General features: G+C 38.6%; 9 protein-coding genes. All 9 read right to left on the bottom strand.

All coding sequences use genetic code 11. The features are described 5' to 3' along the window. Positions 1-223: 223 nt before the first annotated feature. Positions 224-1,693 (bottom strand): glycoside hydrolase family 32 protein, encoded by a 1,470-nt coding sequence (locus PPM_RS12415; protein ID WP_043886105.1) that lies wholly within the window; start codon positions 1,691-1,693, stop codon positions 224-226. A gap of 26 nt (positions 1,694-1,719) precedes the next feature. After that, entirely contained in the window at positions 1,720-2,955 is a 1,236-nt protein-coding gene (locus PPM_RS12410; protein ID WP_013371219.1) for an MFS transporter, read from the bottom strand. 198 nt (positions 2,956-3,153) lie between these two features. Then, positions 3,154-4,137 carry a LacI family DNA-binding transcriptional regulator gene (locus PPM_RS12405; protein WP_025677743.1) on the bottom strand — a complete coding sequence of 328 codons (984 nt, stop codon included), beginning with the start codon at positions 4,135-4,137 and terminating at the stop codon, positions 3,154-3,156. A 316-nt stretch (positions 4,138-4,453) separates the two neighbouring features. Continuing rightward, complete coding sequence (locus PPM_RS12400; RefSeq protein WP_013371217.1) at positions 4,454-6,496, bottom strand: serine hydrolase domain-containing protein; 2,043 nt, start codon at positions 6,494-6,496, stop codon at positions 4,454-4,456. A 123-nt stretch (positions 6,497-6,619) separates the two neighbouring features. Next, positions 6,620-7,921 (bottom strand): sensor histidine kinase, encoded by a 1,302-nt coding sequence (locus tag PPM_RS12395; protein WP_013371216.1) that lies wholly within the window; start codon positions 7,919-7,921, stop codon positions 6,620-6,622. A gap of 1 nt (position 7,922) precedes the next feature. Continuing rightward, a complete protein-coding gene (locus PPM_RS12390; RefSeq protein WP_025677748.1) occupies positions 7,923-8,663 on the bottom strand; it encodes a LytR/AlgR family response regulator transcription factor in 741 nt (246 codons plus the stop codon). Positions 8,664-9,178: 515 nt separating this feature from the next. Then, entirely contained in the window at positions 9,179-9,718 is a 540-nt protein-coding gene (locus PPM_RS12385; RefSeq protein WP_013371214.1) for a GNAT family N-acetyltransferase, read from the bottom strand. A 723-nt stretch (positions 9,719-10,441) separates the two neighbouring features. Then, on the bottom strand, positions 10,442-11,155 hold the full coding sequence (gene bglS, locus PPM_RS12380) for a beta-glucanase (protein WP_013371213.1): 714 nt from the start codon (positions 11,153-11,155) through the stop codon (positions 10,442-10,444). Between the two features lie 186 nt (positions 11,156-11,341). Next, positions 11,342-13,249, bottom strand: a complete 1,908-nt coding sequence (locus PPM_RS12375; protein ID WP_013371212.1) for a carbohydrate-binding protein — start codon at positions 13,247-13,249, stop codon at positions 11,342-11,344. Positions 13,250-13,662: the final 413 nt, after the last annotated feature.

The following is a 13,662-nucleotide window of genomic DNA, read 5'->3' as shown; positions in this document are numbered from 1 at the left end:
GAAGTGCTTAACCGGCTGGGATGGCCTTTTCAGCGAATCCGACGCCGAATAATGGAAACGTTCTCTTGTGTTTTTCCAAAAGGGCATGATTGAGGATACGCAGAAACCAGGCTCGGTTTAGTTGGCTATCATGTAGGTGAGCATTTCCGGGGAAAGTCGCCATTGCCGAAAAGGTTGCTTTCTAAGTCATTACAAGGACTCAGAAAGCAACCTTTTCATCAAGTTATTCAGCTTGCCAGATATCTTTCAATTTCCAATATGTCAGCCCATTTACTAGCGCCTCTCCACCCTCTGTTATGATTTCTATGCCTAGCAATTTCTCACTCGGATAGATGCGACTTGTCATCGTAGCTTGCCCTTCATTCGCAAACATTTCAATGGATGAACGATCCAGATATACATGCAATGTCAGCTGTCCCTCAGCATTGAAGGCTGTTTGACGTACTCCATCTGTCTTTTTACCTGATTTAGAACAATTAAGCATTAGTTTCTGCTCCAGAATAGAATACGTGATAACCGTTTCTTCTCGACCTGCTCCACGAAACTTCAAGCCTACCAGGTCTGCACTTGACTTCGTCAGGTCGAACACGACCTTCACTTCAAGCAAGTCTTCTTCAACTTCCTTGAAGTAACTTCCAGAAATAGCGCCATATTGATACAAAACATGTTTACTTTGACGAAGTAACTTCATTTCTTCAACTGGAGTCATCAGTACTCTATTATTGTCACCCAACGTAATTAAACGTGGGATCGTCATTGCTCCACACCAGCCGTCTGCTTTCGTCGGCATATCCGATTCCCACATATCCATCCAACCAAGCGCAATGCGGCGACCTTGATCATCTAGAAAAGTTTGAACTGCATAGAAGTCATGACCAGTATCCAACTCGATGAACTCTCCATGCTTATATTCATTACTAGCATAATTATATTCGCCAACATAATATCCCGTCTGGAACAAGTTATTGTACTTATCTCCTTGCGCATTAATACCTTGTGGGGAGAACATAAATATATGCTTACCGTTCAGTTCAAAGAAATCAGGGCACTCCCACATGAAGCCCATATTCTTATCTCCCTGCAGAAGCACACCATGATAGGTCCAAGTCCTAAGATCAGGAGATGTATATAGAATAACACGTGGCAGATCTTCTTTCGTGCTGTTACCTAGGATCATGTACCATGTATCCTCATGCTTCCATACCTTCGGATCACGGAAATGCTGTGAGCTATCAGTCGGAGGTTCAGCGATTACGGGATTCTGCCTTAGTTTTGTAAAATGAATGCCATCTGTGCTTACTGCCACATTTTGATTTTGGAAAAAGATATTGCTTGGTTGATCAATATAGTGATGACCAGTATAGATCAATGTCAGTTCGCCGTTATTATCTACTGCGCTGCCTGAGAAGCAACCATCAAGGTCACACGCATCTCCAGGCGCTAATGCAATCGGACAATGCTCCCAATGTACAAGGTCTTTACTCTTCACGTGGCCCCAATGCATTGGGCCCCAGTTCTCATCATAAGGATGATGCTGATAGAAGGCGTGATATTCACCTTTGAATTGAATTAACCCATTGGGGTCGTTAATCCAGTTTGCTGGTGCCATAATATGATAACCTAATCGGTATCGCTTGTTCATTTTCGCTTCTGCTTGTTTTAATGCTTCCTCAGCTTGCTTCGTGTTGTTAATATATGTGCTGTTCATTTGTCTTCCTCCTATGCTGTTTTAATATGCTTGTTAGGCTTGGGTTCTAGCTTTTTCGGTTCTTTCTTTAAGGTAAAGATTGAGATGGTTGTAAAGGCGAATACGAAAACACCCATAATTACGTACGTATTTGCAAAGCCTCTAATGTCATAAGACATACCGGCGATTGGCGAGAAAATCGAAGCTCCTACCTGACTCGTAAACTGGTATCCCACCAGATATAGGATCGAAGACAGACGCGTATCGAAATTAGCAGCCAAGTACTTAAATACGGCGATCAGCATGATTGGCAGTTCCAATGCGTGAATCAATTTCATAGCTGAGATTCCATAAGGTCCAATAACTAAGCCTGAACCCATGATCCGGAACGCCATCAAGAACCCTGCCAATATCAGACCCTTTTTTGCTCCAATTTTGTTGACAATGAAAGGCGCTAAGAACATCATGCCTGCTTCCAAGAACACTTGTAGGGAATTTAAGTAACCGTAAACTTGATTGCCTAATGCAACCGTTGAGAACGTCGATGAAAAGTAATTCGGGAACTGCTGGTCATACACATTGTAAATACAGGTAACACCAAGAACATATAAAATGAAGAACCACAAATGCTTATTTGCAAACAAATGGCCGATTTGCTTAAAGTTAACGGATTCTGTTCGCTCCATCTCGGAATCTGTCATTTCAACTTTAATTGTCATCATAATGATAAACAGAACGACAGCAGATACTGATGCAATCCAGAAGTTAATGTTAGGGTTGATATTGAAGAGTTGACCAGCGAAAAATGTTGCTGCTGCCCAACCTAGTGAGCCCCACATACGAGATTTTCCGTATTCAAAGTCATATTTTCGGCTGACTTTCTCGACATAAGATTCGATGGCTCCAATCCCTGCCAAAAAAGCAATACCCAAGTATAATCCACCTACAATGGCGCCGAGAAATACATTGTATTGAAGTAACGGTCCATAGATAAAGATATAGAAAGGACCCACAAATAAGAGTAAAGAACTGATTAGAAATAAAATATGCTTCTTCAATCCGATTTTATCAGATATATAGCCATAAAGCGGTTGCATACAAAGCGCAAAGATAGCGTTTACAGTAAAGATAACACCTGTTTCAGCACCATTCAGACTGATTTCTTGCCCTAGCCAGATGGAGAACAATGAATAACTTGCTGACCAAGTAAAGAAAAAAAAGAAGAAATAGGCACTTAGTTTCCAGTACATGCTCTTTGACTTTCTCATATCGAACGCTCCTCTAGTTGAACATTTAATGTAAATGAAAGCACTTTCGTATTTACAGATCGATTATATGTCAACCGCTTTCATATGTCAACCGCTTGACATATCTTCAAAAGAAAAAGAGCTCTCCTCTTTGATTTCAATTACTCTAATAAGGATAGCCCATCTTATATCACAATGCTAAAAACTATGGAAATTGTGTTAAGCTGTACTAGCTTCAATAAGTTTCACTGGTAGATAGGTTTCTCGCGGGACATCACTGAATCCACCTTCAATTTCTTTAATAAGTAACTCTATGGAAGATCTCGCGATTTCCTGTATTGGTTGCTGAATTGTCGTTAATTCAGGGAGAAGATTGCGGGTTGTTTCAGTTCCGTCATATCCAATTACGCGGATATCTTCAGGAACCCGTTTTCCTCTTCTTCTTGCTTCAGCAATAAAAGACGCAGCCACCATGTCATTACTCGCGAACAATCCATCTACTTCAGGATGTTCATCGAGCAAGCGTTTAATCGGTTCATTGTGATTCTGTTGGTGAAAGGGATCATGTACTTCATAGGTAATTGCCTTTCGACCATACTGCTCCATCACATCTTCATATGCTTTTCTTCTTAAGCTTGCTGGTGTTTCCAATTCAACAGGGCCATTTATGTGAAAAATATGCTTGCACCCCTTTTCAATAAGCAGTTCTGACGCCAGTTTGCCACCCAAATAATTATCTGATCCTACAACTGGGATTGAATCGGATAGGAAGCGATCGATCGCAATGACGGCAATATTCTTCTGTTCATAATTTACGATACCTCGGTTGTGTGTACCGACGATAATACCGTCAACTTGATTTCGCATAAGCATATCGACATAAGATTCTTCTTTATCCAGCTGATTTAAACTGTTACAAAGCAACAGCTTATAGCCTAATGACGCACAAATATTCTCTATATGGAAAGTCAGCTCTCCGAAAAATGGGTTGCTTGTAGTTGGAATGATTAATCCTATCAGATTTGTTCGTTTACTAAATAATGACCGAGCTACATCATTAGGAAAATAATTTAGCTCCTGCATCGCTTTATGAACTTGATCCTTTGTTTCTTGACTGATATAGCCACGATTGTTAAGTACGCGAGAAACCGTGGTCGGTGAAACTCCAGCTAATTGTGCAACATCGTTAAGTTTTGGTTTCATTGTTTCAACCTGCCTTCTCTCCATGCCAAGTCTCCAAGTATCCTATTATTTTAACATGGTTAAACGTGAAAAAACATGTCTCCAGCATTACGTGCTGTATATGCATCGAGAATATTGTATACACATTAGCTCTTCCATTCTGCTCATATAAGCTTTTAACAAGCGTTTACATTTAAAGTCATCCCATCAATGAATTGGCTGAAGATGCTTCCAAGTACTAAGTTACCCTGCTTTCCCTCGTGTTCGATAGCGCCAAGGCGTTTTGAGATATTCTATTATAATAGCCGCTCCTGAATTTTCAGGAGCGGCTACACGCTTAATTTATATTGATTTTAAATCCATCCCCTGCTTGGCCACCCAAAACGATCAATCCCCCTTGGGGCAGAACAACCGAATTGTTATGGCTGGCAGTTGAAAAATCTACAACCGCTCCGTTTTCATCATAGACAGCGAACCCTCCACTTGTTGGAACATCAACGGTCATCGTTTTATGGGCTACGTTTTTATCTATTTTAAACCATATGGCTTGGCCATTGGATGGTATAGTGTACTGTGATTTCCCTCCTAGGATAGGTTTAATAGCATCCTCACTGATGTAGGACTGTCCATCTATGGTTAAATACTCTGAGCCATCCTTGGTAGTAAAATTCAAATCAAATGCATCTCTTCCACTCATAACTGGAATTTCAACGGCATTAACGGCTTTATTCTCATCCACAATTTTAGTACCATTTGCGTATCCCTCATGATAAACGGATATTTTTTTCGTAATAAATGATGGAGCCAAATAAAAAATAGAAGATATCTTTTCATCCAGGGCATAATAATTTTTCCCGTTTCTATGTTCCCATGCTTTTTTAACTGTAGTATTTAGAGGATTGGCATCAAGCTTTTGATATTCATAATTTACCATAACCATTTGACCTAATCCCGGAAAGTTTAAATAGAAGTTAGCCTTAATATACGTTTTTCCGTTTTTTTGTTTCTCAAAGCTTATGGCTACACTGCCATCACTGCTTTTGAATGCTCCATTGCCTGAATACACATATTTTTGCGCCGGGACGAGTCCATCCAGAAAAGCTGGTAACTCAAACTCTCCATTTTTAATCTCTACATTGATGGTTGTACCCACAGTGCCATATAATCCAGAATAAGAAAGCAAGTCAGATGGCATTTCCACTTTTACAGGAGGTTCAAATCTTTTATCCGGTAGAATGTCTTTAATGATGCCCTTGTCTTTTAAATGCTCCAATAAAACATTAGAAGCAAAAATACTATCCAGGATGGAAGACCCTCCAGATGAAAGCACAGCCATAGAGATATGATGCTCTGGTAGGGTGATCAAGACAGAGTGATACAAAACAGTGTCTCCCCCCTTGGACAACGCAGTTATTCCGTAATCACTAAATGGTGCCAAACGAACCGCGTCCCAGCCAAGGCCATAATTAAAGCTGTTTGTCTCTTCAGATACCCATATTCCTTTTCGATATTCATGGCTTTGCATGGACTTTGCTGATTGTTCAGATAAAATATCAGTTCTATTCCCTGTTAATACTTCTGCAAACTGGGTCAATTCTTCTGCGGTAGAGTATAAGCCCCCCGTCCCGATGACATTGGCATTTTCAACGGGTAAGGCTCCCTCAATCGCAGGAAAATAAGTTTTGGACAGCTTTTGTCTATCAAACTGATCGAGTGGTGTTTTCGTAGAGTTCAAACCCAAAGGGGCACTAACATGCTTTGCCAGAAATTCGGTATAACTTAGACCACTCACCCGTTCAACCAATATTTCAAGCAATTGAAAACTATCATTACTATATACAGAATATTCGCCGGGGTTGGATTTTAAAGTTTCTGATTGTAATCTCAGCAATAGCTCATCATGATTTTCTGTATCATTGTCATTAAATAACATACTATTTTTATAGTGAGCACCGTAAAGGCCTGACGAATGATTTAACAGCATACGCGGTGTAATTTTTTTGTATCTTTCATCAGCCATTGTAAAGTCCTTAATGTATGTTGTTAGTGGCTGATCAATATCTACCTTATGGGCATCTACCAGCATCATCGTTGCAGCAGATACAAACATTTTGCTTGTAGAGCCTATACCGAACATCGTATCGTTAGTGATTGGCTCGTTGGTTGCTTTATTCTTTACACCCACGCTATCCGATAATACGATGTTTCCATGGTCCATAATGGCATACTGCACACCGCTAACACCGTATTTGGATACCAGCTCCGAGGCCAGATTACGCGCCTTTTCCTTAATGGGTTTAGGATTGTCTTGAGCAAAAGCATTCGTCATCGGCAGTACAAAAAGCATGGCCGAAATGAACACAGCTATTATTTTCTTCATTCCATATTTCCTCCTCTTATAGGTTCCCAGATTTTATTTCTGGACTGATCATACAATGAACGAGGATTCCATATAGCAAAGTCATCCTAAAACGAAAAAAACAATCCCTAAACAGCATGATGTTTAAGGACTGTCCTTATAAAATGGGATTAAAACCATATTATTGAATATTTTATTTTTCGTTTCAATGATCATGTTTCCACCGTATTTGTCACATATTCTGGATATATTCGTTAAGCCAATACCATGAATATCCGGGTTTGATTTTTGACTATGCAAATGGGCAACTTCATTCTCCATATGATTCAGAATGTGAATGAAAAGCGCAGATTCATTGGAATGTATTTTAATAAGAATGTACCTATCATCCGCAATTTTGACCTTTTTAGATGCTTCTATGGCATTATCCAGCATATTACCCAGAGCGACACACAAGTCATAACGTTCAATGTTTACTTTCTGTGAGTATAAGTTGAGCTGGGTATCCACCTTGATGCCATTGGCCTGAGCAATATTAAGACTATTTGTGACAAGAGCATCTATAACCAGATTACCGGTGTTAACCCTCTGATAGGCTCCTTCGATTTTATTTAATGTGACCTTAATATGTTCACTTGCCTCAGCTAATTCATTTCTCTTGATACATTCGTCAATATACAAAAACTGTTGGTGTGTGTCGTGAATGATTCTTTTCATATTTTTAAAGCTGTGAACCGTTTTTTCGTAGTTAGCATCTTGGTAGTCCATCTGATGTTGTAGTTGAGCATTTTCATGCATTAACTGGAATTTTTCAATGACATTATCGAAGATGTATATGATAAAAACATTTAAGGAAATAAAGCCAATAATAGATACAAAATAATACATATTCTTTTCACTATAAACAGATAAAACATTGACCTGGTATATACTTATGATAGGAACGATTAGAAATAAAATGTAATAACGGGCATGCAAAGGGAAGGTTCTGCGTTTGGCAAATAATCGTATAATCTGAATGACAGCAAACATGATAATACAGCTGAGTAACATAACCTTAGAAAATATCAAGTGATCTTGACTGCTCAAATGGCTAAGGTTGCTAACTTTAACAGAGTCTACAGTATATAAAATATAAAGAGATATAAAATTAACGATGGTGATCAACACAGCATAAAGGATGGAAAAAATGATCTTTGTCTTTATTTCCACGGTATAAGACTGGGCCAAGCTAAATATGACAAATAACGCCAAAATGGAGGAAAACGTAGGAGACAGATAAACACTTAAATATAAAAAATTCAGCAGCCCGAAAATAATGAAATACATCATTCTGTTCGGCTTTCGACTGGACTTATCAAAAACCGAGTTGAAGTAAAAATTCACCTGAAAGCACATCACCAAGACAACACATAGGTTAAGAAACAGGGAGTTATATTCCATCATATTAATGCATCTTCATGATCATAAATTTGGTATATAGATCTTTAACTTCTTTTATTTTAGAACGTCCAATAGGCAACTTCACATCATTTGACATCAGAACATCACCGCCAGCAAATTTTTTGACATGAATTAAGTTTATAATAATCGAACGATGAATTTGCAGAAAATTATATTCCTTTAATGCTAAAGCATAATCTGAAAGAATCCCTTTGCTATCATAGGTTTGTGTAGAGGTTACAAAATGCAGTTTGTTTTTTATGGTCAAGCTTTTGGCCACTTCAATACTAATGATATCATCATATTTTAAAAGCACTTCTTCATAAGCTGACTTGATGATAACGAATTTTTTATCAAGAGATTGAAAATACTGACACAGTTTTATCATTTTTTCCTCAAAGATATGGGAAGCAATCGGTTTTATTAAGTACTGAAAGGTAACTACGTCAAAGCTTTCTAGCATATATTCGGGATAGCTCGTTAAAAAAATGATCTGTTCATCAAGGTGACGTAAACTCCTTATTTTTTGAGCTGTTTGAATTCCGTTCATGCCGTTCATTTCAATATCCAATATTAAGATATGGAATGGCAATTCATGGTTTAAATAATGAGCTACCAGCTGTTCTCCTGAGTTGAATAACTCAATTTTAAATTCTATATTTGTTTTGATGGATAAAGCAATCAGCATATTTTTAACAAGCTCTCTTTGCTTGTACTCATCATCGCAAATAGCCACTCTATACATAAATACCATACACCTCTTCCCCATTGCATGTTGCATGGAATTATAGTCTGAACAGTATACAATATTTTAATATTCTATACATAGCTTTTGGATAAAACGCAAATTCAAATCCCTTAAATGCGAGTTATTGTGTAAGAGCACAACTTGTGATTTATTAGGAGGGTAGGAATTGATGTATTAGCAGAACGACGACTTTCACACATAAGACTTATTGGAGGAAATTATGGAGAACAAAAAGTATAATTAATCAATTCATCTATCTGGATATTATAAAAATTAGTAAGCAAAGTAATGTAAGTCTTAAAGAAATTAAAGCCTTATTTGCTAAAGCCGATACTAATTACCTTAAACTTTACTTAGAGCAGAAAAATGAAGAAATTCATAAAGAAATTAGAAGAACTTAATAAACGAATAGAAATATTAAGGACAGCTATTCATAAGCAAAATTTGTATTTTCGAGTTTGCCGATAGGTAGATTAAATACAGTTACTGCTTCATCAAGACGGACAAATCCATTAATGATCATAGAATCCATAGTTACTCATTGTGTCTGTATACACATAAATTTTAGTTGCTTTTGTATCTCTTAAGTAAGAGATGAGTTCATTAAATAATTTTTTCTCTATCTTTTTTCCTCTAGCTTTTTCAGAAACAGCAAAGAATTCTAAGCAACCCTGAAACTCATCTTCTTTTCCTCTAATTAACTTACTGTATGCCTCATTAGTCATAGAGGTGAGTTCAACAAATACTTTTCGTTCTATGTCATTTAGATTTAAGAGTTGTAGTAATTCACTTGTATAATCTTCCTGAAGCATTCTATAAGATGTTGTTTCACCAACTCTTGAACCAAAAATTACACCAATGACTTCTCCATCTAATGTAGCTACTCTTCCAAAAGTACTTTTATTTAATATTGGACTTATGAACATCATTGTAACTGCTGCATTTATCACGCCCTCATCCTCTATAAAATCCTTTGCGTTCCAAGTATCCGCAATAATTGCTTTAATAGGTTCTATATCTTTTTTTCTAATGTCTCTAATATCTAAGTTCATTTTGATTCCTCCTTTTAATTGATTAGCTTACAAATTGAGTTTAATGTATCCCCTAATGGGGAGAGTCAAGTATTTAATGCAATGCTTTTTTTTAACTAACCGTTTAAATAGTTATGTTAGACTGGGAGAACCAAAAAATGCCGGACTCTATTACAAGGAGTCCAGCATTTTCAGGTGAAACTCATATAAATCTTTATGTTCAAATGAATAATTGATTGCTTTATGGTGCTTATATTTTCTGAGCTATTGAGGGTATTTCAGTACGACTCAAGCCAATCTAACTCAAAATCAATCAACAATACACCTGTTATAGAAATACTTAATTACTTAGAGAAAAATTATATGACTTGTACTTTAATTTCCACAGCTAAGTATTTCAATTTTCATCCAAACTATCTAAGTAATTTAATTAAAAGAACTACCAATAGATCTTTCTCAGAAATTATATTACTTCAAAAGTTAACTAGAGCATCTATCTTACTTGAAAATACTGACATTCCTATTTATGGGATTGAAAACGAAATAGGTTATAACACCAAAAGAATTTCGAGATAATTCTATTTCTAAATCTATTCAAAAATTTAAGTAAAATCACTTATTTTTTTGCAGTTTTTCATAACATCATTATGTTAACTAAAAAATCCCCTAGCGGGTCTATTCAGCTATCTCCCCCTGAACACGCAAAAGCAGCCCTACAGGGCTGCCTCTTCTGCTGTAATCATACTAATTGCTCGTATATTTTACCCAGTCATATTCGGCGTACAACGGATTGACTCCGTTATATGGACCTAACCAGCTATCTACTCCGGTGCCATTCCATAAATTCATCATAATTTGGCCTGGCGTTTTCGGTATGTTCGTAGTTGCCGTATGCTTTAGAACCCCGTCAACATACCACTTAATGTATCCTGGCTGCCAATCGAATGCATAGGTGTGGAAGCCACTTGATGCATCAAAACCCAGATCGACAACCTTCTCATGACCACCGACCCCGTTTGTATAATAGTTAAATTGCACTTTTGTTGTGTCTTTTCCTAAAAATTCAATATCTATTTCATCCCATTGCGTGCCATTAGCAGGTCCCGTATATGTGAAAAAGGAAGATACGATTCCTGTATTTTTAGCAGGCTTCATGTTGACCTCGTATAAGCCGTATCTGTAAGTATTCTTCGAACGATACTCTCCGCCGTCAAATTTATTATACGCAGAACTCGTTAAGCTAAGCTTCATTTTGCCATCGTTAGTAAAATTGACATTATTGGCACGCCAAGTGCAATTAAACATGTCCCCATTGGAATATCCATCTGCCTTTTGCCATGTACTCGGATTATAATAACTTAATGGTTCCCAGAACACATTCGCCGCAAAAGCGCTTACCGAAAAAAACAGAGAAACTATACCCGTGATCACCAGTGTAAACCAATACTTCTTCTTCATAAATACACCTCCAAGAATAATTTCAAATATGAACAAAGTTGTGGAATACGTTTCCAGCAAACGCGATACAGTCTGCCGAAAACCAATTAATAGAGCATTTCACCCGCCGATTGCGCTCGCTTGGAATAACAGGCGGATCTCTCGATTTTACAAAAGGTCCAGAACAACTACTGTTTCGACGAGCGATCATAACGAAAATTCAATGAAATCCACGTAGGCATCCCAAGTGCCGTCATCGCTCGTCAAGGTGAGTTTGACCTCCTGATCTCCGATAGCGTGAGTAATATTGGACAAGGTTTTGACAGTCGGCGTTTTGCCTGTGAAATTGAAGGAACCTACAGTTGTTCCTCCAATAACCAAGTCCACCTTGGCCGTACCAGCATTGCTTGAAGCCCCCCGCACTGAGATATTATGCGTAGGGTTGGCAAAATACTGTGAATATGAAGTGTAGTCAGCATTGGCATACAAGGCGACTCCGTCAAACGGTGCACTGATCTTGCCTGCATGAGTGCCGCCAATATTCATATTCTCGGCTTCAACCTTTGTTACCGTATTTTCCCCCGTGTTGGGAGTGAATTGCCAGGCATCCAAATTCAACAGATTACCGTTACTTGACCCGGTAAACACCAGATAAACGTTGTGAACTCCTGTTGCATTATTGATCGTGGTCTCTACTTCTCTCCAGGTTTGCATACCTCCAGTTGATGGCACTTTCAAGGAACCGACTAGAGGACCTGTTTCACTGTCAAGCCGTACTTCAATATTGCCACCGACATTTGTGGCCACATTAGCTTTGAACGTCTTCGCTCCGGTAGAGCCAAAATTAGCCTTTCCAACAGCGATCCAGTCCCCATTATGGATGTTGGTCACATTCAGATTGCCAATCGGGCCGCCGCTGGCTTGCGTGGGTTCGGTCGCAATGCCTGCTTGCCAGGCAATGGTCTCCGCTTCAACTCTGGTATACGGGTTCATATTGGATAGCTGCGCGATTCCTGTCATATTCCCTTGCACCTCAGAGATGCTTCCGTCCTCCTTGTGCACCAGCTTATTAATATGCGGAGAGCGATAGCCTTTTCCATCTCCAATTTGAGCTTTGCTGACCGTTTGGGCATGGTATACGACATACCATTCATTCTTGAAATTAAATACAGCATGGTGGTTGTTGCCGCCAACGCCGAAGAACGTATACGGATTTTTCAGGAAATGACCTTTATAAGTGAAGGGACCCATCGGGTTGTCGCTAACCATATAGCCGATTTCACCAGCAGGGTACTGTGGAGGGTGTGTTCCGGCAAAGTTGATACAGTACGAATAGTAGTATTTGCCGTTGTACTTATGAATACCGGAATCTTCAAACAGGTAAGGAGCATCTATAGTGGTGGCACTTCCAATAACGCTTGTCATATCTGCGCCTAATTTGATGACTCTGGCGGTTTTCGGATTTGCAATGGAAGCCGGATCGGATTCATTAGGAATTCCGCCACCGCTATACAGGTATCCCGTGCCATCATTATCTACCAGTACAGCCGGGTCAAAAAGCCAAGTCACGCCAGCCATCCCAGGTGTACTATGTGTCACAAGTGCTTTGCCAAGGGGATCTGTCCAAGGTCCGATAGGCGTGTCCGCTGTCAGGACACCAATACCTGCTCCCCCATTGGCGAAATATAAAAAGAACTTGTCTCTGCCATTTATTTTTTTATGCGCAACTGCTGGAGCCCAGGAGTTAGAGGCCCATTTGGCAATGCCTCTTCCACCGTTTTTGTTGTTGGCACCTGCGACTGGTATCGTTCCGTGATCCGTCCAGTTCACCATGTCTGTGGAGGATATGACCTGGATACGATCCAGCCTACTAAAGTCGTTCTCTTTAATCGATCCATCCTTGTTATACACGTACGTATCACTTGACATGTAAATATACACTCTTCCATCATATACCAATGAATACGGGTCAGCTCCCAATTTGTGATCCATTAGAGGGTTGGAATTTCCAGGTAGTTTAGCCAGTGGTCGATTGGCAGCATCTACATTTAGCATGGGAAAGACACTCAGCAATAAAGCGAAGGAAAGAAATAAAACTAGACATTTTCTAATCATAACATAACCTCCGTTTTTTATATGGTCTAAAGCCGAGCTATCCGTAAATATATCAAATTTATGGATATGCTCAGACCTTTACCCGTAAGGAGAATGACGTGAAGAATGGTAAGAGATAGAATTGGTTTGAAATCGCTTACAAAGTATTGTTTGGAAAAATTCTACAAGAGGAGTCACTAAATACTTATCTCTGTCCTTATGATGTCAGTATTAATTTAATAAAATATAGAAATATAAAAAATTGAGTATTAATATGTAATTGGATATAGAATAATGGATTTATTTGGGATAATCATACCATACTCTATCAAATATAACAATATCATTCTAATTTAAAAAGAGCACACCAAAAGGGATGTAACCTTGAATTTGATTGTAGCCGGGCAAATTAAAGGCAGACTATCTGGTAGGAT

It is taken from the genome of Paenibacillus polymyxa M1 (assembly GCF_000237325.1).
Taxonomy (GTDB): domain Bacteria; phylum Bacillota; class Bacilli; order Paenibacillales; family Paenibacillaceae; genus Paenibacillus; species Paenibacillus polymyxa_C.
Note: the sequence above shows the minus strand (reverse complement) of the source record. Positions and strands in the feature narration are given on the sequence as shown.

Excerpts from the sequence above, each read along its gene's own strand:
- PPM_RS12410 (WP_013371219.1), bottom strand. The coding sequence starts at position 2,955 with ATGAGAAAGTCAAAGAGCATGTACTGGAAACTAAGTGCCTATTTCTTC.
- PPM_RS12405 (WP_025677743.1), bottom strand. The coding sequence starts at position 4,137 with ATGAAACCAAAACTTAACGATGTTGCACAATTAGCTGGAGTTTCACCG.
- PPM_RS12400 (WP_013371217.1), bottom strand. The coding sequence starts at position 6,496 with ATGAAGAAAATAATAGCTGTGTTCATTTCGGCCATGCTTTTTGTACTG.
- PPM_RS12395 (WP_013371216.1), bottom strand. The coding sequence starts at position 7,921 with ATGATGGAATATAACTCCCTGTTTCTTAACCTATGTGTTGTCTTGGTG.
- PPM_RS12390 (WP_025677748.1), bottom strand. The coding sequence starts at position 8,663 with ATGTATAGAGTGGCTATTTGCGATGATGAGTACAAGCAAAGAGAGCTT.
- PPM_RS12385 (WP_013371214.1), bottom strand. The coding sequence starts at position 9,718 with ATGAACTTAGATATTAGAGACATTAGAAAAAAAGATATAGAACCTATT.
- bglS (WP_013371213.1), bottom strand. The coding sequence starts at position 11,155 with ATGAAGAAGAAGTATTGGTTTACACTGGTGATCACGGGTATAGTTTCT.
- PPM_RS12375 (WP_013371212.1), bottom strand. The coding sequence starts at position 13,249 with ATGATTAGAAAATGTCTAGTTTTATTTCTTTCCTTCGCTTTATTGCTG.